The organism is Pseudomonas sp. WS 5503 (genome assembly GCF_012985385.1).
GTDB classification, from domain to species: Bacteria; Pseudomonadota; Gammaproteobacteria; order Pseudomonadales; family Pseudomonadaceae; genus Aquipseudomonas; species Aquipseudomonas paracarnis.
In genome coordinates this window covers 139,972-162,645 of the sequence record NZ_JAAQWI010000005.1, presented here as the reverse complement: position 1 = coordinate 162,645, position 22,674 = coordinate 139,972, and the positions used below count along the sequence as shown (strand labels likewise).

Annotated in this window: 15 protein-coding genes and 1 tRNA gene; all 16 read left to right on the top strand. The window is 59.0% G+C overall.

The annotated features are described in order from the left end of the window. Positions 1–16 precede the first annotated feature (16 nt). Positions 17–763, top strand: coding sequence for a YebC/PmpR family DNA-binding transcriptional regulator (locus tag HBO10_RS14965; protein ID WP_034128583.1), 747 nt, complete (start codon positions 17–19; stop codon positions 761–763). A gap of 171 nt (positions 764–934) precedes the next feature. Further along, positions 935–1,459 carry a crossover junction endodeoxyribonuclease RuvC gene (ruvC, locus tag HBO10_RS14960; RefSeq protein ID WP_019821257.1) on the top strand — a complete coding sequence of 175 codons (525 nt, stop codon included), beginning with the start codon at positions 935–937 and terminating at the stop codon, positions 1,457–1,459. A gap of 70 nt (positions 1,460–1,529) precedes the next feature. Beyond that, positions 1,530–2,141, top strand: coding sequence for a Holliday junction branch migration protein RuvA (gene ruvA / locus HBO10_RS14955; RefSeq protein WP_034128582.1), 612 nt, complete (start codon positions 1,530–1,532; stop codon positions 2,139–2,141). Further along, entirely contained in the window at positions 2,142–3,200 is a 1,059-nt protein-coding gene (gene ruvB, locus HBO10_RS14950; protein WP_003193867.1) for a Holliday junction branch migration DNA helicase RuvB, read from the top strand. It abuts the gene before it with no gap. Positions 3,201–3,438: 238 nt separating this feature from the next. Then, the gene (ybgC, locus tag HBO10_RS14945) at positions 3,439–3,894 is read left to right on the top strand and encodes a tol-pal system-associated acyl-CoA thioesterase (RefSeq protein WP_014719714.1); all 456 of its coding nucleotides are present in this window, start codon (positions 3,439–3,441) and stop codon (positions 3,892–3,894) included. Between the two features lies 1 nt (position 3,895). Next, positions 3,896–4,591: a protein TolQ gene (gene tolQ, locus HBO10_RS14940; RefSeq protein ID WP_003193865.1), complete on the top strand. Its 696-nt coding sequence runs from the start codon at positions 3,896–3,898 to the stop codon at positions 4,589–4,591. Between the two features lie 23 nt (positions 4,592–4,614). Continuing rightward, positions 4,615–5,067, top strand: a complete 453-nt coding sequence (tolR, locus tag HBO10_RS14935) for a protein TolR (RefSeq protein ID WP_161793227.1) — start codon at positions 4,615–4,617, stop codon at positions 5,065–5,067. Beyond that, positions 5,067–6,140, top strand: coding sequence for a cell envelope integrity protein TolA (tolA, locus tag HBO10_RS14930; RefSeq protein WP_003193863.1), 1,074 nt, complete (start codon positions 5,067–5,069; stop codon positions 6,138–6,140). The genes tolR and tolA overlap by 1 nt, the downstream gene beginning before the upstream one ends. Before the next feature lie 17 nt (positions 6,141–6,157). Continuing rightward, positions 6,158–7,438 carry a Tol-Pal system beta propeller repeat protein TolB gene (gene tolB, locus HBO10_RS14925; RefSeq protein WP_032874245.1) on the top strand — a complete coding sequence of 427 codons (1,281 nt, stop codon included), beginning with the start codon at positions 6,158–6,160 and terminating at the stop codon, positions 7,436–7,438. A 55-nt stretch (positions 7,439–7,493) separates the two neighbouring features. Further along, positions 7,494–7,994 carry a peptidoglycan-associated lipoprotein Pal gene (gene pal, locus HBO10_RS14920; protein WP_003193861.1) on the top strand — a complete coding sequence of 167 codons (501 nt, stop codon included), beginning with the start codon at positions 7,494–7,496 and terminating at the stop codon, positions 7,992–7,994. Positions 7,995–8,000: 6 nt separating this feature from the next. Beyond that, positions 8,001–8,831 carry a tol-pal system protein YbgF gene (ybgF, locus tag HBO10_RS14915; RefSeq protein ID WP_034128581.1) on the top strand — a complete coding sequence of 277 codons (831 nt, stop codon included), beginning with the start codon at positions 8,001–8,003 and terminating at the stop codon, positions 8,829–8,831. Positions 8,832–8,995: 164 nt separating this feature from the next. Then, the gene (gene queE / locus HBO10_RS14910; protein WP_034128580.1) at positions 8,996–9,643 is read left to right on the top strand and encodes a 7-carboxy-7-deazaguanine synthase QueE; all 648 of its coding nucleotides are present in this window, start codon (positions 8,996–8,998) and stop codon (positions 9,641–9,643) included. A gap of 123 nt (positions 9,644–9,766) precedes the next feature. Beyond that, positions 9,767–9,842, top strand: a tRNA-Lys gene (locus HBO10_RS14905). Between the two features lie 398 nt (positions 9,843–10,240). Further along, the gene (locus HBO10_RS14900) at positions 10,241–11,953 is read left to right on the top strand and encodes a ShlB/FhaC/HecB family hemolysin secretion/activation protein (protein ID WP_034128579.1); all 1,713 of its coding nucleotides are present in this window, start codon (positions 10,241–10,243) and stop codon (positions 11,951–11,953) included. Between the two features lie 30 nt (positions 11,954–11,983). After that, positions 11,984–22,198: a filamentous hemagglutinin N-terminal domain-containing protein gene (locus HBO10_RS14895; protein WP_169922018.1), complete on the top strand. Its 10,215-nt coding sequence runs from the start codon at positions 11,984–11,986 to the stop codon at positions 22,196–22,198. Continuing rightward, on the top strand, positions 22,195–22,449 hold the full coding sequence (locus tag HBO10_RS14890) for a hypothetical protein (RefSeq protein WP_152612741.1): 255 nt from the start codon (positions 22,195–22,197) through the stop codon (positions 22,447–22,449). Before HBO10_RS14895 ends, HBO10_RS14890 begins: the two co-directional genes overlap by 4 nt. Positions 22,450–22,674 lie beyond the last annotated feature (225 nt).

The following is a 22,674-nucleotide window of genomic DNA, read 5'->3' as shown; positions in this document are numbered from 1 at the left end:
AATTCGGAGTTGTGTTATGGCTGGCCATTCCAAGTGGGCGAACATCAAGCACCGCAAAGAGCGTCAGGATGCCAAGAAAGGCAAGATCTTCACCAAGTGGATCCGCGAACTGACCGTGGCGGCCCGCCAGGGTGGCGGTGACCCGGGCTCCAACCCGCGTCTGCGCCTGGCGCTGGACAAGGCGCTGGGCGCCAACATGAGCCGCGACATCATCGACCGCGCCGTGGCCCGTGGTGCTGGTGCGGCCGACACCGACGATATGGTCGAGCTGACCTATGAAGGCTACGGCCCGGGCGGTGTGGCGGTAATGGTCGAATGCATGACCGACAACCGCAACCGTACCGCGGCAGCCGTGCGCCATGCGTTCAGCAAGTGTGGCGGCAACCTTGGCACGGACGGCTCGGTGGCCTACCTGTTCGAGCGCAAGGGGCAGATCACCTTCGCACCGGGCACTGATGAAGACGCGCTGATGGAAGCCGCGATGGAAGCGGATGCCGATGACGTGGTCACCAACGAAGACGGCTCCATCGATGTGTTCACCTCGTTCGCCAGCTTCTACGCCGTGCGTAATGCCCTGGAAGCCGCTGGTTTCAGCGGCACCGACGCGGAGATCGTGATGCTGCCGACCACCAGTGCCGAACTGGACCTGGACGGTGCCCAGAAGGTGCTGAAGCTGCTGGACATGCTTGAAGATCTGGATGACGTGCAGAATGTGTATTCGAATGCCGACATCCCTGAGTCTGTGGCCGAACAGCTCGCTTAAGAACGATGAATATCCGCTGTGGGAGCTGGCTTGCCTGCGATAGCATCACCTCGATTTGACAGAAGCACCGAGGTGCCCGCATTGCAGGCAAGCCAGCTCCCACAGGGCTTCTATGCTGTTACACAAATGTGTGCCTGGCACATACCGTTGTAAATCCAACCCGCAGGCGTTATGACTTTAATCCTAGGTATCGACCCCGGTTCGCGCATCACCGGTTTTGGCGTGGTGCAGCAGACCCCACGCGGCTGTGTGTACGTCGCCTCGGGCTGCATCCGCACTGGCGCAGGGGAATTGGCCGAGCGGCTGCAGATCGTCTATCGCGGCGTACGTGAAGTCATCCAGACCTACGGCCCGGTCACCATGGGCATAGAGAAAGTCTTCATGGCCAAGAATGCCGACTCGGCGTTGAAGCTCGGGCAGGCCCGGGGCGCTGCCATCGTGGCAGGTGCCGAGGAGGGCATGGAGATCGCTGAATACACCGCGACCCAGGTCAAGCAGGCCGTGGTCGGCACCGGTGGCGCCAACAAGGAGCAGGTGCAAATGATGGTCATGCACATGCTCAAGCTCACTTCAAAGCCGCAGATCGACGCCTCGGATGCCCTGGCCATCGCCATTTGCCATGCCCATACCCGCTCCAGCCTGTTGCCTCACGGCTTGGGCGCAGCACGTAGTCGTGGCGGGCGGCTGCGTCTCTGATAGCATCAGCGCAATCGTTATTTTTGCGGTCAGGCTCCGATCTGACCCCCAAGCTTTAAGGATCTGAACCGTGATTGGACGCTTGCGCGGCACCCTGGCTGAGAAACAGCCGCCGCACCTGATTCTGGATGTGAATGGGTTGGGTTATGAGCTGGAAGTGCCGATGACCACCCTGTATCGCCTGCCGTCGGTCGGCGAGCCGATAACCTTGCACACTCATTTAGTGGTGCGCGAAGACGCGCAACTACTCTATGGTTTCATCGGCAAGCGTGACCGCGATTTCTTCCGCGAGCTGATTCGTCTCAATGGCGTGGGGCCCAAATTGGCCCTGGCCTTGATGTCGAGCCTGGAAGTGGATGAATTGGTCCGGGCTGTATCGGCCCAGGATACCTCGGCCCTGACCAAGGTGCCGGGGGTGGGCAAGAAGACCGCCGAGCGCTTGTTGGTCGAGCTCAAGGACCGCTTCAAAGCCTGGGAGGTGGTGCCGAGCATGTTCGCCCTGGTACCGAACCAGCCGGATATGCCGGCGGCCCAGATCGCCAGCGCGGAAAGCGATGCCGTCAATGCGCTGATCTCCCTGGGCTACAAGCCTCAGGAAGCCAGCAAGGCCGTATCGGCCATCAAGGACAAGAACCTGAGCGCTGAAGACATGATTCGCCGTGCCCTGAAGGGAATGATTTAAGTGATTGAAGCCGATCGTCTGATCGCGGCCACCGGCCCGCGTGACCGTGAAGAAGTCCAGGACCGGGCCATCCGCCCGTTGAGCCTGGCCGAATACATCGGCCAGCCCACCGTGCGCGAGCAGATGGAGCTGTTTATCCAGGCCGCTCGCGGGCGCAGTGAGTCCCTGGACCACACCCTGATCTTCGGCCCGCCGGGTTTGGGCAAGACCACTCTGGCCAATATCATCGCCCAGGAAATGGGCGTGTCGATCAAGTCCACCTCCGGCCCGGTGCTTGAGCGTCCTGGCGACTTGGCCGCGTTGCTGACCAATCTTGAACCCCATGACGTGCTGTTTATCGACGAAATCCATCGCTTGTCGCCGATTGTCGAAGAAGTGCTGTACCCAGCCATGGAAGACTTCCAGCTCGACATCATGATCGGCGAAGGCCCGGCGGCCCGTTCGATCAAGCTCGACCTGCCGCCCTTTACCCTGGTGGGCGCGACCACCCGCGCGGGCATGTTGACCAACCCGCTGCGAGACCGTTTCGGCATTGTTCAACGTCTAGAGTTCTATAGCACCGCCGATCTGGCGACCATTGTCAGCCGGTCGGCGAGTATCCTCGGCTTGCCCCTGGACCCGGAAGGCGCCTTTGAAATCGCTCGGCGCGCTCGCGGTACGCCACGAATTGCCAACCGTTTGCTGCGCCGCGTGCGAGACTTTGCCGAGGTGCGTGCCAAGGGCCACATCACCAAGGCGGTCGCGGACCTGGCCTTGAACCTGCTGGATGTGGACGAACATGGTTTTGATCACCAAGATCGACGCCTACTTTTGACCATGATCGAGAAATTCGACGGTGGCCCGGTCGGCGTGGACAGCCTGGCCGCAGCCATCAGTGAGGAGCGCCATACCATTGAGGATGTGCTGGAACCGTACCTGATCCAGCAGGGCTATATCATGCGTACCCCGCGGGGCAGGGTGGTGACGCGTCATGCCTATTTGCACTTCGGGCTAAACATTCCGTCACGATTGGGAGAGATGCCCGTGGTAGACGAATTCCTCGATGCAGTGGACGATTAAAAAATTGCAGGAGCGAGCTTGCTCGCGAAAAACGCCAACGATAACGCGGTATGTCTGGTTATACGCGGCGTGCTCAGGTTCTTCGCGAGCAAGCTCGCTCCTACAGGGTATTTGTCATGTGGGGTGATTTATCCGAGCTTTGTGCTGTCCCAGTGTCTGGCGTCGTCATTTGAAAGCGTTCAGGAATGAAAAAACAGTTGCCCAGCCAATTGGCAACCTGAGGAGTAAGCACTAGAGTATGCGCGCGCAAAACGGGGATCAGTCGTTCGCACATCGCTGTCGCGTTTATTACGAGGACACCGATGCCGGCGGCATCGTTTATTACGTCAATTACCTGAAATTCATGGAACGGGCTCGAACCGAGCGGCTGCGGGAGTTGGGTTTTGCCCAGTCCGAGCTGGTAGGCGAGGACCTGTTATTCGTCGTGCATTCCAGCGAGGCGCGGTATTACGCGCCGGCGCGACTGGACGATGAGTTGCTGGTCAGTGCTGAAGTCATCGAATTGAACCGTGCCAGCCTGCGTTTCAAACAGCAGGTCAGGCGGGCCACGGATGCAACGCTGCTCTGTGAGGGGCAGTTCCTGGTGGCGTGTGTGCGCACCAACAGCTTGAAACCTCGGGCCATTCCCGAAACTCTACGCGCGGCCTTTGCCGCCGTGAGCGGCGCGGGTCAACAATCAAAGCAGGAGATTTAGCGTGGAACCTACCGTCGTCGACCATTCCTCCATGTGGAGCCTGGTCAGCAATGCCAGTGTCGTGGTTCAACTGGTCATGCTGACCCTGGTAGCCGCATCGGTTACCTCTTGGGTCATGATTTTTCAGCGCAGCAACATGTTGCGCGCCGGTCGACGTGCCCTGGAGAGCTTTGAAGAGCGCTTCTGGTCGGGTATCGACCTGTCCAAACTGTACCGCCAGGCCGGCAGCAACCCGGACCCGGATTCGGGCGTCGAGCAGATCTTCCGTGCCGGTTTCAAGGAGTTCTCGCGCTTGCGCCAACAGCCGGGTGTCGATCCTGAAGCGGTGATGGAAGGTGTGGCCCGTGCCATGCGCGTGGCCATCTCCCGCGAAGAAGAGAAACTTGAGCAGGGCCTGCCGTTCCTTGCCACCGTGGGTTCTGTCAGCCCGTACATCGGCCTGTTCGGTACCGTATGGGGCATCATGAACTCCTTCCGTGGCCTGGCCCAGGCGCAGCAAGCCACACTGGCCACCGTGGCCCCGGGTATTGCCGAAGCACTGATCGCCACAGCGATCGGCCTGTTCGCCGCTATCCCCGCAGTAATCGCCTACAACCGTTTTGCCGCAACCAGCGAAACCTTGATCGGCCGTTACTACACCTTCGCCGATGAATTCCAGGCGATCCTGCACCGTAAAGTGCACACCAGCGAAGAATAAGCAGGTAATTCCCAATGGCTTTAATCGCTCGAGCTCGCAAAAAGCGCAAGCCGGTCGCCGAGATGAACGTAGTGCCCTACATCGACGTGATGCTGGTGCTGCTGGTGATCTTCATGGTGACCGCGCCGATGCTCAACCAGGGCGTGAAAGTTGATCTGCCCAAGGTTTCCAGTGAAGCCTTGCCGCAGGACAACAACACTCAGGTCCTGACCATTTCGATCAAGGCTGACAAGACCTATTACTGGAACCTTGGCAGCGAAGTCGATACGCAAAAGCAGCAGGACAAGGCCCTGACCTTGCCTGCAATGACCGATGCGGTGACCAAGATCATTCGCTCCGGCAACGAAGGCGGCAAGCACACCCAGGTGTTTATCCGGGGTGACAAATCGGTCGACTACGGCTCCGTCATGGGCGCCATGGGCGGGCTGCAGAAGGCCGGCGTCGGTAACGTTGGCTTGATTACCGAGGCGCCCTGATGCAGCAACAGCGAGAGCCGTCCGCCTCGGAAAGCTACTTCTGGCCTGGCGTGTGGGCAATTGCCCTGCACGTCCTGGTGTTCGGCATGCTGTTCGTCAGCTTTGCCATGACCCCGGACCTGCCGCCAGCCAAGCCGATCGTGCAGGCGACCCTGTATCAGCTGAAATCGAAAAGTCAGGCCACCACCCAGACCAATCAGAAGATTGCGGGTGAGGCCCAGAAGTCGGCCGCGCGCCAGACTGAAGTCGAGCAGATGGAACAGAAGAAGGTCGAGCAGGAAGCGGTGAAGGCTGCTGCGGAACAAAAGAAAGAAGAGGCGGCTCAAAAGGCCGAGGAATCGAAAAAGGCTGACGAAGCCAAGAAGGCCGACGAGGCTAAAAAGGCTGATGAAGCCAAGAAAGCCGAGAAAGCTGCCGAAGCGAAAAAGGCCGAAGAGAAACAATTGGCTGATATAGCCAAGAAGAAATCGGAAGAAGAAGCCAAGAAGGCTGCCGAAGAAGAGGCCAAGAAAAAGGCCGCTGAAGAAGCCAAGAAAAAGATAGTCGAAGACGCGAAAAAGAAAGCCGCCGAAGACGCCAAGAAAAAAGCTGAAGCAGACGAGGCGAAGAAGAAAGTCGCCGACGAAGCGAAGAAGAAAGCTGCCGCCGACGCCTCCAAGAAAAAGGCCCAGGAAGCAGCACGCAAATCCGCCGAAGAGAAAAAGGCCCAGGCCCTGGCAGATTTGCTTTCCGACACGCCGCAGCGTCAGCAAGCCTTGGCCGATGAGCGTGGCGATGAAGTCGCGGGCAGTTTCGACGACCTGATTCGGGCGCGGGCAGCGGAAGGTTGGACACGTCCACCTTCGGCACGTAAAGGCATGACAGTAGTGCTGCAGATCGGCATGTTGCCGGACGGTACGGTGACTTCGGTCAGCGTGGCCAAGTCCAGTGGTGACGGTTCGTTCGACAGTTCGGCGGTTGCCGCGGTCAAGAATATTGGCCGGTTGACCGAGATGCAGGGAATGAAACCAAGTGACTTCGCTCCCTATCGTTCATTCAAGATGACATTCACACCTGAGGATCTAGCCTTGTGAGAAACCTTCTTCGAGGAATGCTTGTCGTTATTTGCTGTATGGCAGGGATAGCGGCGGCGGATGAAAAGAATATCCTGGTAACCAGCGGCAGTGATCGGGCCACCCCGATTGCAGTCGTGCCGTTCGGTTGGCAGGGCGGCAGCGTACTGCCGGACGACATGGCCCAGATCGTCAGCGACGACCTGCGTAACTCCGGTTACTACGCGCCGATTCCAAAAGGCAACATGATCAGCCAGCCAACCCAGGCCAGCGAAGTCATCTTCCGTGACTGGAAGGCGGTGGGTGCCCAGTACCTGATGGTCGGCAGCATCACGCCGGCCGGCGGTCGCCTGCAGATCCAGTACACGTTGTTCAACGTGGCCACCGAGCAGCAGGTCTTGACCGGCAGCGTATCGGGTACCGCCGAACAACTGCGCGACATGGCTCACTACATCTCGGACCAGTCGTTTGAAAAACTCACCGGTATCAAGGGGGCGTTCTCGACGCGCCTGCTGTATGTCACGGCTGAGCGTTTCTCTGTAGACAATACCCGCTACACCCTGCAGCGTTCGGACTACGACGGTGCTCGTGCAGTGACCTTGCTGCAGTCCCGTGAGCCAATCCTGTCGCCGCGCTTCGCGCCGGACGGCAAGCGTATTGCCTACGTATCGTTCGAACAGCGTCGCCCGCGTATCTTTGTGCAGCACATCGATACTGGCCGTCGTGAGCAGATCACCAACTTCGAAGGCCTCAACGGTGCGCCAGCCTGGTCGCCGGACGGTTCGCGCCTGGCTTTCGTGCTGTCCAAGGACGGCAACCCGGATATCTACGTGATGAACATGGCCTCGCGTCAACTCTCGCGTGTCACCAGCGGCCCGGGCATCAACACCGAACCGTTCTGGGGCAAGGATGGCTCGACCATCTACTTCACCTCTGACCGTGGCGGCAAGCCTCAGGTCTACAAGGCAAATGTGAACGGCGGCGGTGCGGAACGTGTGACCTTTATTGGTAACTACAACGCCAACCCCAAGCTTTCGGCCGATGAAAAGACGTTGGTGATGATTCACCGTCAGGATGGTTTCACTAATTTCCGGGTTGCGGCCCAGGATTTGCAGCGCGGAACCGTAAAAATCCTTACAGATACCAACCTTGATGAGTCAGCCACTGTTGCGCCCAACGGCACCATGGTAATCTACGCCACCCGCCAGCAGGGCCGGGGAGTCTTGATGCTCGTGTCCATCAATGGACGCGTAAGGCTCCCACTTCCTACCGCACAAGGCGAAGTCAGAGAACCATCCTGGTCCCCTTACCTGAACTGACGCGGCGCTACAAAAAGAAGTACTTAACACACTGGGGTTCATTAGGAGTTTCACGATGGAAATGCTGAAGTTTGGTAAGTTTGCTGCTCTGGCTCTGGCTCTGTCCGTAGCCGTTGGTTGCTCCTCTAAAGGCGGCGACAATGCCGGTGAAGGCGCAGCTGTTGATCCAAACGCTGGTTACGGCGCCAACACTGGTGCGGTCGACGGCTCCCTGAGCGAAGAAGCTGCTCTGCGCGCTATCACCACTTTCTACTTCGAATACGACAGTTCGGACCTGAAGCCAGAAGCCATGCGCGCTCTGGACGTTCACGCCAAGGACCTGAAAGCTAACGGCGCTCGCGTTGTTCTGGAAGGTAACACTGACGCCCGTGGTACTCGTGAGTACAACATGGCACTGGGCGAGCGTCGTGCGAAAGCCGTTCAGCGCTACCTGGTACTGCAAGGTGTTGCTCCAGGCCAGCTGGAACTGGTTTCCTACGGTAAAGAGCGTCCAGTTGCAACTGGCAACGACGAACAGTCGTGGGCTCAGAACCGTCGCGTCGAACTGCGTAAGTAATTCGTCATGCGAACGTGCCGTCGTGCTCTAACTGTATTGGCTCTCAGCTTCGCACCGCTTGCGGTGTGGGCTGCGGTTCCTGTAACGGATAGCAACTCAGGCTATAACAATAGCGGGAGCAGTTATCCGCCAGCGGGTTATGGCACGAACGGCGCCTATGCGGGGGGAGCGGCTACGTCCGCTCCCTCGGCACAGGGCGAACTGTTCAACCAGCTGCAACGCATGCAGGATCAATTGGCCCAGCAACAAGGCGCCATTGAAGTTCTGCAGAACCAAGTGAACCAGCTGAAGCAAGAAGGCCTGGAGCGTTACCAGGATCTTGACCGTCGTATTGGAGCCGGTGTTGCACCTGCCGCTACTCCTGATAATTCTTCTACCGGTGGCGCACCCAGTGCCGCTGCCGGTGGCGCAGCAGCGGGGGCCGCCGCTGCAGCTCCTGCCGCCAGCAGCGAGCCGGGCGATCCGGCGAAGGAAAAACTGTATTACGATGCAGCCTTCGACCTGATCAAGGCCAAGGATTTCGATAAGGCCAGTCAGGCTTTTACCGCTTTCCTGCGCAAATACCCCAACAGCCAGTACGCGGGCAACGCCCAGTACTGGTTGGGTGAGGTCAACCTGGCAAAGGGTGATTTGCAGGCGGCGGGCCAGGCTTTTGCCAAGGTCAGCCAGCTGTATCCCAAGCACGCCAAGGTGCCGGATTCGCTGTATAAACTCGCTGACGTAGAACGCCGCCTGGGTCATACCGACAAGGTCAAAGGCATTCTGCAACAGGTGGTTGCCCAGTATCCGGGTACCTCCGCGGCGCAGTTGGCCCAGCGGGACCTGCAACGCTTGTAAGCAGTGCAGCCCGTTTAGAAGAAACCCGCGCTTGTCGCGGGTTTTTTCGTTAGAATCCACGCCCTTTTATGAAACACGCTTTCTGGGGTTGACGCGTTGGCGCAATCCCTTGAAGTGCCTGACGGAGGCGGACAGCCTGTTTAGCTGTTACGCCCGTGGCGACTATGCAAGACACATTACGTATTACCGAAGTCTTTTACTCGTTGCAGGGTGAAACGCGCACTGCTGGCCTGCCCACCGTATTTGTACGGCTCACCGGCTGCCCGTTGCGTTGCCAATACTGTGACAGCGCCTACGCCTTCAGCGGCGGCACTGTGCGCACCCTCGACGACATCCTGGAGCAGGTTGCCGGTTACCGGCCGCGCTACGTCTGCGTGACGGGCGGTGAGCCTCTGGCGCAACCCAACGCCATTCCGTTGCTCAAACAGCTGTGTGATGCCGGTTACGAGGTCTCCCTGGAAACCAGTGGCGCCCTGGACATCTCCGCGGTCGACCCGCGCGTCAGCCGAGTGGTTGACCTCAAGACCCCGGACTCCAAGGAAGCCCACCGCAATCGCTACGAGAACATGGACTTGCTGACGGCCAACGATCAGGTCAAGTTCGTCATCTGTTCCCGTGACGATTATGACTGGGCCACCTCCAAGCTGATCCAGTATGGCCTGGAGCGTCGAGCGGGCGAGGTGCTGTTCTCGCCGAGCCATCACGACCTGAATGCCCGTGACCTGGCGGATTGGGTAGTGGCGGACAACCTGCCGGTACGCCTGCAATTGCAGCTGCATAAGTACCTGTGGAACGACGAGCCGGGGCGCTGATTCGGCTGCTGCTTTAGGCGTTCTACCCACCGAATTACCGTTCAAATGCGTTTTTTCTGATTTATTTAAAATAAGGTGTTGAATAATCCTTAGAAATCAGTATTATACGCGCCACCACACAGCGGGTCGTTAGCTCAGTTGGTAGAGCAGTTGGCTTTTAACCAATTGGTCGTAGGTTCGAATCCCACACGACCCACCATTTTTGGCGGTTTAGAAAATCCGGAAGGCCCACGCAAGTGAGGATTTCCGGGTTTTTTTTTGCCTGTGATTTGGCCTGCCCGAGTCGACGTTGGGTCAACGTCTGCGCAAATTTCCGTTGTCGTCCAAAAATTCCTTAAATTCAAATATTCATATGCGGACCGGTGCTGACCCAATAGTCCGGGCGTTCGTGTGGGTGCTCGATGTGTATCAAATCTGATACCGCTGGTCGGAAAACAACCAATAACTTCAAGCAATATCCATTCTTATTCGATTATTTTCTTTATTTGTCAGCTAGTTACAGTTTTTTTAGGGTGTTACCCAAAGGTGGGTCAGATTATTGGCGAGAAAGGCGGTCGATGTTAGTTTGCCACCCTTCGTAAATTCGATGGATCGAACATGAATTCCCAACCGCCACGGACTCGGTATTCACTGAGCATTGCCCTGCTTGTCTGCCTCGCCTCCCCCAGCGTGATGGCGGCAACCCTTCCGGGTGATCAGGACCTGATCCGCGACCGGCAAAACCGCCTGTTGGAAGATCAGCAACGCCGCCTTGAACAACTCAAGGAACTGCCCGGCAAAGAGGCCAGGCCCGAAGCGCCAGCAGCCCCGGTGGACAGCCGTTGCTTCCCGATCCAAACCATTGAACTCCAGGGGGCCGACCACCTGCCTGCCCCTGAACGCGAGCGTCTGCTCAAACCGTACACCGGTCAATGCCTGGGCGTCTCACAACTCAACGCCCTGCTCAAAGACCTCACCGACTTCTACATCGACAAAGGCCTGATGACGAGTCGCGCCTACTTGCCGCAACAGGACATGTCCAAGGGGCATCTGCAAGTGCTGGTGGTGGAGGGCAAACTCGAAGGCTTGAAGGGCGCCGACAACAGCAAGTTGACGGACCGCGAGCTGGCCATGGCCTTTCCCGGCAAAAGCGGCGAGATATTGAACCTGCGAGAAATCGAGCAGGCCGTCGACCAACTCAATCGCTTGCCGTCCAATCAAGCCCAGATGGAGCTGACCCCGGGCGAGGCCGTGGGCGGCAGCTCGGTATTGGTCAAAAACAACCCGCAAAAGCCATGGCGCGCCAGCCTTTCACGTAACAACGACGGCCAGAAAAGCACCGGCGAACAGCAGTGGGGCACCGGCTTTGAATGGGACAGCCCGCTGGGCCTGGCCGATCAGCTGATTCTGCGCGGCGGCCATGACGCGGTCAGCGACCATCAGAAAACTTCCAAGAACGCGATGCTCTACTACAACGTGCCCTGGGGCTGGTGGAACTTCAGCTACAGCTACAACCAGAGCGACTACCGTTCGGTCGTCCAGGGCGACGGTTTCGACTTCAAGCAAACCGGTGACAGTGAAAACCATCAGTTACGCGCTGAGCGGGTGATCCACCGTGATGCCGTGAGCAAGACGTCGCTCAACGTCGGCCTGTCCCACCTGCGCACCAACAACTACATCGATAGCAGCCGCCTCAAAGAGAGCAGCAACCGCCTCAGTGAACTGCAGTTGGGCATCAACCATGGTCGTCGTATCGGCAGTGCGTTCGTCAACGTCGATGTGGGCATGCAAAACGGCACCGGCGCCTTCGACGCCCAAGGCAATCACAACCCCCTGCCTGGCGTGCCGGATGCGCGCTACCGCAAATACACCGCCACCGTCAGCTACCTGCAACCCTTCACGCTGTGGGGCGAGTCGTTCAGTTTCACCAGCCTGGCCACCGGCCAACGCAGCGAAGACGTGCTGTTCAGCCCCCAGCGCATGAGCCTCGGTGGCTCGGCGTCGGTACGCGGCTACAAGGATCAGCAACTGACCGGCGACAGCGGCGGTTACTGGCGCAATGACCTGCGCTGGAGCCGCCCGGTGACCCTCGGTTGGCTGCGCCCGGTGTTCGGCGAGTACGGTGCCAGCGTGGGCTACGACCAGGGCGTGATCCGCAATGGTCGCTACAACGGCGAAGTGCACGGCCGCGTCTCGAGCAACTCCCTTGAGCTGTTCGCCCGCGGCCAACACGTGAGCACCAGCGTGACCTTTGCCCACTCACTGGAACGACCGGCCGCGCTGCTTGAGCGCGAAGCACCGATCTACTTCCGCATGGATTTCTTCCTGTAATTCAACGCCCAGTTGCAACGAGAATTTGAAATGGATGTTCGCCAATTTGCCTTCCTGGTTCGCCAGCCTTCTGCTGCCCTGAAAAGCCGTGACGCGTTCCTGGGCCTGCCCAAACGTGGCGTGGCGCTGATCCTGGCCAACGCGCTGTTCTGGCAACCGCTGCTGGCCCAGGCCGAAGGCATCGTGGTCAGCGCGCCGGGCACCACGGTCGGCCAGGCGGGCAATGGCGTGCCGGTGGTAAACATCGCCGCCCCCAATGGCAGTGGCCTGTCCCACAACCAGTTCAAGGACTACAACGTCGGCGCCAACGGCGTGATACTCAACAACGCCACCGACCGTACCCAATCGACGCAACTGGGCGGCATCATCCTCGGCAACCCGAACCTGCAAGGCCGCGCCGCCAACATCATTCTCAACGAAGTCAACGGCGGCAGTCCCAGCCAACTGCGCGGCTACACCGAAGTGGCGGGCCAGTCGGCCAAGGTCATCGTCGCCAACCCCTATGGCATTACTTGCAGCGGCTGCGGCTTCATCAACACCCCCAACGTCACCCTGACCACCGGCAAACCGATACTCGACGCAAGCGGCCAACTGCAACGTTACCAGGTTGATGGCGGCGCCGTGACCATCGACGGCCAGGGCTTGAACGCCGATAACGTCGACCGCTTTGAAATCATCACCCGCTCGGCCAGGATTAACGCACAGATCAATGCGCGCAACTTGAGTGTGGTTGCCGGGCGCAATGACGTCGATGCTAAAAGCCTGCAAGCCACTGCCCGCGCCGACGACGGCAGCGCTAAGCCCGAGCTCGCGATTGATTCGACGGCGTTGGGTGGGATGTATGCCGGGGCGATCAAACTGGTGGGCACCGAGGCCGGGGTGGGCGTGAAGCTCGACGGTACGTTAATGGCCAGTGGCGGTGATATTCAGCTCGATGCCAACGGACGTCTGAGTTTGGCCAATGCCAAAGCCAGCGAAGCGGTGGTGATCAAGGCCGGTCAATTGGACGCTGCGGGTGCGGTGTATGCCGGCACGCGAGTCGATGTACAAACCACGGCAGGCCTGAGCAACCAGAAAAGCCTGGCGGCCCGCGACAGCATCACCGTGACCAGCGGTGGGGCGCTGGTCAACAGCGGCATCATCGAAGCCGGTGTCAACGCCGATGAAAGCCGCAATGCCGGTGGCGATGTCAGTCTGCGCGCGGCAAACCTGATCAATAGCGGCAGCGTGGTTGCCAGCCGAACCCTTACCGCCACGGCCAACCAAACCTTGAACAATCAAGGCGGCACTCTGAGCGGTACCACCGCCGTGATTAACGCCGGTCAACTCGACAACCGTGGCGGTCGTGTACTGGGTAAGGACTCGCTCAAGGTCACGGCCACCGGTCTGGATAACCGCACCAACGGTCTGCTGCACAGTGAAAACAGCACCGACGTTACGGTGACCGCTGCGCTGGATAACCAGAACGGTCGCGTGATCGGCCTCAAGAACCTGACGCTCAACGCCGGCCAACTGACTAACGATAACGGCCTGGTCGCCAGCCAGGCGCAGGCCCGTGTAACCGCAGGGCAACTGAGTAACCAGGCGGGTGAAATCTCTGCCAGCCAGACAACCGTGATTGCCACGAACCTGGATAACCGTTCAGGCAAATTGCTGGGCAGCAACCTCAACGTAACCGCCAGCGGTACCATCGATAACCGCCTGGGGATTTTCTCTGCGTCCAGCCTGACAGTACAGGCGGCCAGCCTGGATAACCGCGACAAAGGTTCCATCGCCGCCCAAGGCGTGATGAACCTGACCGTCGCCGGGCTGCTGGACAATCGCAATGAAGGCAACCTCGTCAGCCAGGGGGCTCAACAAATAACCGCAGGGCAGTTGAACAACAGCCAGGGCGGCCTGGTGTCCAGCAAAACCACCCTGGCGTTGCACGGCGACAGCCTGATCAACCAGGGGGGCTTGGTCATTGCCGACGGCGCGCTGACCCTCACCGGCGGCGATCTGGATAACAGCCAAGCGGGCGTGATCAGCACCAAGGCCGCCGCGCACGTGCAACTGAACCAGTTGAACAACAGCAATGGCGGCAAGTTGGGCAGCGATGGTGCGGTGACCCTCAACGCCAACCAGCTCGAAAACGGCGCCGGTCGCATCAGCGCCAAGGGCGACCTGCAGGCAACCGTCGGTGTGCTCAATCAACAAGCGGGCGAACTCGTCAGCGACGGTGCGCTGAACCTGACCGGCGCGTCCCTGGATAACCGCAACGGCGGCCTTATCGCTGCCACCAAGGGCGTGGACCTGCGCAGCCAGACCATCCTCAATCAGCAAGGCGAGATCTCCAGCCAGGCCAAGGTGCTGGTGGTCGCCGATCAACTGAACAACACCACCGGCAAGGTCATCGGCGACAGCGGCCTGACGCTCACGGTGCAGCGCCTGCTCAACCAGAGCAAGGGCTTGCTGGCGGGGCGTGATAGCCTGGTATTGAATGGCGACCAACTGGATAACAGCCTGGGTGGCCGCGTTACCAGCCAAAAAGACCTGACCATTAGCCTGACCGGAGACTTGCTCAACCAAGGGCAGGGCACGCTGCTGAGCGAGGGCGGACTGACCGTCAGGGCTGGCACCCTGGATAACAGCCGGGGCGGTATTCTTTCTGCGGCCAATGCGCTGTCGATCACCACCCAGGGCCAACTGAACAATCAGGCTGGCAAGCTGCTGGCCGATGGCACCGCCACGCTGGTCAGCACTGTGCTGAACAACAGCCAGGGCGGCGTGATCAGCGCCAAGCAACAGGTGGACGTGCGCAGCGCCGGCCTGGACAACAGCCAGCGCGGCAGCATCAGCAGTGACGCTGGCATCACCCTCAACGCAGGGCGACTGGACAACAGCCAACAAGGTTCGATCTTCGCCAAGTCCACGGTCAAGGCAACCCTGACCGGGCTGGACCAACATGATCGTGGCGAGCTGATCAGCAATACCAGCATCGACCTGGACTTGAGCCATGGGCAACTGATCAACCGTGACCACGGCCTGATCGCGACACCGGGCCAACTGCTGCTGAAAAACCTGGGCACCGTCGACAACAGTCAGGGCGGTGAAATCTCCAGCACCCAATCATTCCTGTTGATGGCCGATGCGCTGAATAACCGCGGCGGTAAAGTCATCAGTGGCGACAGCCTGCAGGTACGTATCGCCAAGGCGCTGGATAACAGTGTGGAAGGTGTACTGTCCGCCAAGAGCGTTCTGCAGGTGGCAGCTGACAGCCTGGACAACCAGGCCGGTGGCGCGCTCGCCAGCCGTGGTGCGCTGGAGCTGAAGGTCACCGGCGCGCTGGATAACCATAACCAGGGGCAGATCTTTGCCGCTACGGTTTTGACGACCACCTCAGGCTCCTTGAACAACAGCGACAAAGGCAGCCTTTCGGCCGGCACGCTCCAGACGCTCAACACTGGCGCGCTGGACAATCACCAGGGCGGGCGAATCGTCAGCGACGGCAGCCAGACAGTCACCGCTGCCAATGTGGATAACCGCACGGGTGTGATCGGCAGTCAACAGGCGTTGAACCTGACCACTGCCAACCTCGATAACACTGCCGGGTTGATCAACAGCCAGGCTGATTTGACCCTGACCGGGCAAACAGTCGACTCAAGCCTGGATGGGGAAATTTCGGCCAAGGGCGACTTGAAACTCATCGTCCAACAGCTGATCCAGCGCCAGGGCCGCTTGATCGGCGAGCGCGCCGTAGCCCTCGACCTGCAAGGCGGCAATCTCGATAACAGCGCAGGCTTGATCAGCGCCAGAGGCCCGCTGACGTTCGCACGCCTGGCCAACCTGACTAACCGCGAACAAGGTGAGATTTCCAGCCAGACGGCGTTCACCGTTGCCGCCAAACGCATCGATAACGGTGATCGCGGGGTCATCCTCAGTGCCGATCAATTGCGCCTTGAAGCGGATACCGTGGTCAACACCAACAAGGGCTTGATCTCCGGCTGGAACGGTCTGACGGTGGTCGGCAATGGCCTCGACAACAGCGCCGAGGGCACGTTGTCGAGCAAGAGTGGCACCCTGCACACTGACCTCACCGGTGTATTGGATAACCACGCGGCGGGTGCCCTGGTCAGCATGGGCAAACAAACGCTCATCGCGGGCAGCCTGAACAATGATCAGGGGATCATCTCCGGTCAGGCCGATGTCGACCTCAACGTTGCCGGTCGCCTGGATAACAGCAACAACGGCCTGATTTCCGCAGCTCAACACCTGGGCTTCAATAATGCCCAGAGTCAAATTCTCAACCGTGGTGGGCGTATCAACGCCGCCAACATCACCTTTATCGGCGAGAGTCTCGACAACAGTGCTGGCCAACTGATCAGCCAGGGCACCTTGGACGGCACCCTCAGTGGCGCGCTGATCAATGCCAACAATGCGCGCCTGGCCAGTGGCGCAGCCCTGTTGCTGAACGCCGCCAGCCTGGGCAACCGAGGCGGCCAACTGGTCAGCCAGGATCGCCTTGACCTGACCCTCGCCAATGGCGACCTGGATAACAGCGCCAAAGGCACGCTTGCCAGCCAGAAAGACCTGGTGATCAAGCTGTTGGCCGGTGACGTTCAAAACCAGCAAGACGGCCTGATGTTCAGCCAGAAGGGCAAGCTCGACCTTACCGCCCGCGCCCTCACCAACGATCAAGGCACGCTGCAAAGCCAGACCGATAACCGCCTGCGCCTCAGCGGCGCCCTGAGTAACCAGGGCGGCCGCGTCGACAGCCTCAGTGGCAACCTGGACCTGGAAACCGCCAGTGTAGCCAACACGGCCGGTGGCGTACTCAACAGCAGCAAGGGCTGGGTCAAACTGGTCACTGGGTTGTTCACTAACAGCAACGGCATCACTCAGGCGCAGTCGCTGGATATCCAAGCCAAGGGCGGGCTGCTCAACCAAATGGGGCATTTGTCCGCACTCGGCGGTGAAAGCCGCATCGTCACCACGACCTTCAATAACCAGGGCGGCGGTGTCTACGCCGATACCTTGCTCAAGGTCACTGCCCAGGCTTTCGATAACCAGGGCACGGCGGCCGGTAAGGGCGGCAAGGTCGGTGCACGCAATATCGACTTCGGCCTCACTGGCGCCCTGAGCAATGGCTATGGCCTGATTGAAAGCGACGACGTCCTGCGCCTTACTGCGCAAACCATCAACAACGTCGGCGGTAACCTGCGGGCCATGGGCCGTACGGGCACGACCGACATCGATGTTTCCGGCCTGTTCGATAACCGCTTCGGCGTACTGGAAAGCGCCAACGAACACCTGAACCTGCAAGCCGGCGGCCTGGACAATAACGGCGGGCGCATCGTACACACCGGCACCGGTACGTTCGACCTGACCTCCGACCAAGTCACCCGGGCCGGCGGCAGCTTCGTCACCAACGGCCAGTTGGACATCAAGGCTGCCAGTTGGACCAACAGCAGCGTGATCCAGGCCGGGCGCCTGAACCTCGACATCGGCCAGTTCACCCAGACCGCCAGCGGCCAGTTGCTCGGTGCACAAAGCCTGATCGGCATTGGCGACACCTGGACCAACGACGGCCTTCTGGCCAGTGATGGCACCCTCAGTGTGACGCTCACCGGTGGCTACAGCGGCAACGGCCGCGTCAGCAGCCTGGGCAACATGAGCCTCACCAGCGCCAGCATGGACCTGGGCGAGAACGCCCGCATTGCCGGCGGCGCACTCAACCAGGTCACTAGCACGAGCCTGAATAACCACGGGCGCCTGACTGCCATCGGCGACCTGACAGTCAATGCCACCACCCTGAACAACTACGGCACCCTGGGCGGCGCCGGAAAAGTCCGGCTGAACGCCACGCACCTGGTCAATGACAAGGGCTTGCTCTTCAGCGGCAACGACATGGCGTTGCGCGTCAATGATTTCAGCAACCGCTATGGCGACGTCTACAGCCTCGGCGCCCTGGACATCGCCCGGGATGATGCGAGCGCGCGCAGCAGCCTGATCGAGAACGTCTCCGGCAGCCTGGAAAGTGGCACCGGCATGCGCTTGCTGGCAGACACCCTGAGCAACCGTCGTGACCAGTTCACCACTGAAATGAAGCTGGTGTCGGGCAACCTCAATATCTATTGGAACGACTACTGCAAAGGCAAAGGCTGCGAGCTGTACTTCAACTCGGTGGAGAAATACGAAGATGTCATCACCGGCAGCTCGGCCTCTGCGTTCATCAACGCCGGTGGCGACCTGACTGTGGGCAGCCAGACCTTCGATAACCTTTACAGCTCGGTATCCGCCGCCGGGAATATCCTGATCAACACCGATGTGCTGACCAACCGCGGCGCGGCAGGCGGCGAAGAGCGTCACTTCAATTCCGGGCTCTATACCCGCGACCGTGGCATCTACAACACCTTCATGGAGCGCCAGAACCAGTTCAACATCTACAACAATCCCAACTCAGGCGACTACCGCCCGGGCCAGATGACGATGGACCAGGTCAGGGCAGGCGTTGGCAATTTCTATGAAAGCAGTAGCTATGTAGTGCCCACCACCGGCAGCGTGATTGCACAGGCGGTGATTCAGGCCGCAGGTGCGGTGACGGTCAATGCGACCTCCAGGATCGACAACAGCGTCATCCGCCCCAACGCCACCAACATCGACACCCCGGCGGCCAACCGCAACACCAACTCGGATGTATTTGCCTCCACGGTAAAACCGGCGATCACCGCACAGTTACCGCCAGACCTGGCCCAACGCCAAGTCAACCCGGTGACCTTGCCAGGCTTCAGTTTGCCGACCAGCCAGAACGGCCTGTTCCGTCTCAGCGGCCAGGCAGCGAACGCGGGTGTAGCGGGTAAAGCGGACACCGCTACCGGTGACTTCAGCGTCAACGGGCGTGTCATCACCGCCGCCGACCGCGAAAAAAACCTCGACTACACCGCCGTGCAAGAACGCGGTTTCAGCCTCGACGGCCAGCCCGTCAGCGGCGCAGTCAACGGCCAAGCCCCGCTGGCTCTGGACAGCCGTGCCCCATCAGTCACCCGCGTACAAGGCCTGCCGGAAATCACCCCGGTAGATAACAGCCACAAATACCTGATCGAAACCAACCCGGCGCTCACCGACCTCAAGCAGTTCATGAGCTCCGACTACCTGCTCGGCAAACTCGGCTACAACCCCGACGCCAGCTGGAAGCGCTTGGGCGATGGCCTGTACGAGCAACGCCTGATCCGCGAAGCCGTGGTGGCCCGCACCGGCCAACGCTACATCAACGGCCTTGCCAGTGATGACCAGTTGTTCCGCTACCTGATGGACAACGCCATCTCCTACAAGGACTCGCTCAACCTGCAACTGGGCGTGTCCCTTACCGCTGAGCAAGTGGCGGCGCTGACCCACGACATCGTGTGGATGGAAGAAGCCGAGGTCAACGGCCAGAAAGTCCTGACCCCCGTGCTCTACCTGGCCCAGGCCAACAACCGCCTGGCGCCCAACGGCGCGCTGATCCAGGGCCAGGACGTGAGCCTGGTCACCGGCGGCGACCTGCACAACAGCGGCACCCTGCGGGCCACCAACAACCTGAGCATGGTCGCGGGCAACATCGACAACAGCGGCCTGATGCAAGCCGGCAACCGCCTGGAAATGCTCGCCACCGACTCGATCCGCAACAGCCGTGGCGGCATCATCAATGGCCGCGACATCAGCGCCACTGCTGTGACCGGCGACATCATCAACGAGCGCACGGTCACCACCTTCAAGCAGGAAGGCCAGGGCTATCAACTGCGCAACGACGTGGTCAGCGAAGCCTCCCGCTTCGAAGCCACCGACACGCTCAAACTGAACGCCGGCCGCGACGTGCTCAACCTCGGCAGCAACCTGAAAGCCGGTGGCAACGCCAGCGTAACCGCAGGGCGTGATGTGCTGATCGCCAGCCAGACCGAACAGGACTACTACGCCTACCAACGCCGCCGTATCAGCGGCACCGAGCAAACCATCCTGCAACATACCTCCGGTGTGGACGTGGGCGGCCACATGGCCATTGAGGCTCGGCGCGATATTGCGGTTATTGCCAGCACCGTTAGTGCTGTCAAGAACCTGAGCGTTGAAGCGGGTGAAAACGTGTCGGTTATTTCTGCGGCCAATGAGCAACACGAGTATTCGAAAGGCAAAAAAGGCAATACTAAAACCACGACCCAACTGGACAAAGTGACCCAGCAAACCGCTCAGCTAAATGCTGGCGGTAACTTGGTTGCTATTGCAGGTACCGACCTGACCCTGGTTGCCAGCAAAATCAGCGCCGGCAACGAAGCCTACATTCAGGCGGGTGAGGAGCTGAAGCTGTTGGCCGCGCAAGACAGTCATTACTCGTTGTATGACATGAATAAAAAGGGCAGTTGGGGTAGCAAGAAAACTCAGCGTGATGAGGTGACCCAGCTCACCCATGTGGGCAGCGAGATCAAAACCGGTTCGAGCATGATGCTCGAAAGTGGCAATAATCAGCTGTTTCAAGCGGCGAAGCTCCAGAGTGGGGGGGGCATTGCGATCGTCAGCGGTGGCTCGGTGACATTTGAGGCGGTTAAAGACTCGCGGCAGGAAAGTCACGAAAAGAGTAAGAGCGATATGGCGTGGAACAGTGCCAAAGGTGAAGGCAGTACTGACGAGACATTACGTCAGACCTTGATGGTGGGGCAGGGGCAACTCGCTATTCGCGCCGCCGGTAAGATCAATATAGACCTCAAGCAGATTGACCAAAAAACTGTCAGCCAGACGATTGATGCAATGGTTCAAGCCGAGCCTCAGCTTGCGTGGATCAAAGTAGCTGAAGCCAATGGGCAAGTTGATTGGCGAATGGTCAAGGAGATCCACGACAGCTGGGACTATAAGCAATCGGGATTAGGTGCTGCACCCGCGCTGATTATTTCGATTGTCGCCAGCATCTATCTGGGGCCCCTCGCGGGGGCTATGGCTAGCAACTTTGCGGTTGGGACAATCAATGGCGGCGGTGATATTGGTGCGGGACTGAAAGCGGCTACCAGTAAAGATGCGATCAAGGGTTACGCGACTCAGATGGTCACGAGTGGAGTCCTGGCCGGAATAGACACCGCTGTCGGTGGTTGGAATACCGACGGGGCGTTGATTCTTAACGCGGACGGGGTCAACAACCCTGGTTATAGCAAGAGCATGCTGGACTGGAACACGGTCAGTGACAATGTGCTGCGCAGCACTACCCACGCTTTGGTAGCCGGCAGCATCAATACGGCGATTAACGGCGGTAGCTTGAAGGACAATCTTGGCGCAGCCGCAGTTTCCGAAGGGCTGGACCTGACGGCAGCCTTTGGCAATAAGCAGGTGGGCGATTTGGCTGAGTACCTGAAAATACCCCCAGTGTCGGCACAAAAAGTCTTGATGCATGCTGTATTGGGAGGAGCGTTATCAAGCGCTAAAGGCGGAGACTTCAAGACCGGGGCTTTAGCCGGCGCCGCCTCAGAAGGATTGACGGCATTGGCAACGGAAAAACTGGGCAACTACCTAGACTCCCGGTTTGCCACGGATACCCAGTTCCGGGTAGGCACCGCTCAACTCGTCGGCGTTTTGGCGGGTGCTTTAGTCAACGGTGATCCTGCAACCGCTAGTTGGGTAGCCGGAAACGCAAAAAAATATAATGATGAGTTTCATATTGGTGGGCCCGCCATTGCGGGGGCTGTGAGTGCAGGTGAAAAAGTGCTTAAAGAGGGTGGAACGCCAGACCAGGCTACCGCTGCAATGAGTTCGCACCTGAGGGGCGATGGTTTTGATGGGCCAATGCCTGCCAATGGACTTGTACAAGCATGGTCAATCGGTGTTGGTCTGCCCCTGGCGGCAGTTGAAGCACCTGCTGTAGGGATAGGAGGGCTGGTAGCCGGTGCCTTGATTTCCGGCGGTGCAAATTTCGGCTATCAGCTATCGACGGGTAAGGACGTTAACTATACCGATGTATCCATCGCCGCGACGGTTGGAGGATTAACGCAAGGGAAGGGGTTCTGGCTGACTCAAGGATACGGATTGAGCGGCGCTTATTTGGGCAGTTTAATCAAGGGCGAGGATGCGAAGTATTCGTTGCTGGGCTCTGTGCTAGGCACTGCAATAGGTTATAAATCCGGAAATGTGATCACAGGGCAGTTGAAACCATTAATAGGAAATACCGCTAGCGAAACCTCAGGAGCGGCGACAGGTTCTGTATTGTCTGAAATTGTCAGTGGTGGTGTATCTAATATGGGAAGTAATAAGTGAAGCCAAAAACGGTAGGTTGGTACCTATTGGGTACGCTAGTTGTGTATTTTTTTCTGGTTTTTTTTGTGGTAGGTATTGTCGGTAATTTACTCGTGGCGACGATTGCATATTTCAAGCTGGGTCATTGGGCGCTTGAGGCTGGCGTTATCAATGCCTCTCTGAAAGTCGCTGTTTACTGCGGGGCTCCAGTAGGTGCGGGTATTTGGATGTTGTCATGGCTGAAAAGTCGTAAAGACAAAAAAAGGCACTAGTATTTGGAAGAAGTAGAAAAAGGGGACAGATTTGAATGGCACTTACTTAACCTTCTTTAGTAGAAAAAGGGGACAGATTTGAATGGCACTTACTTAACCTTCTTTGGTTGTCCATTTCTCCTGACCTCGGCCCTTGCCGCCGAACGCGTTTGCATCAGCATCGGGTAATGGATAAAAGGGGACAGATTTATTTTTTCCCCATTTGCTAGGCTGTAATTCTCTAAG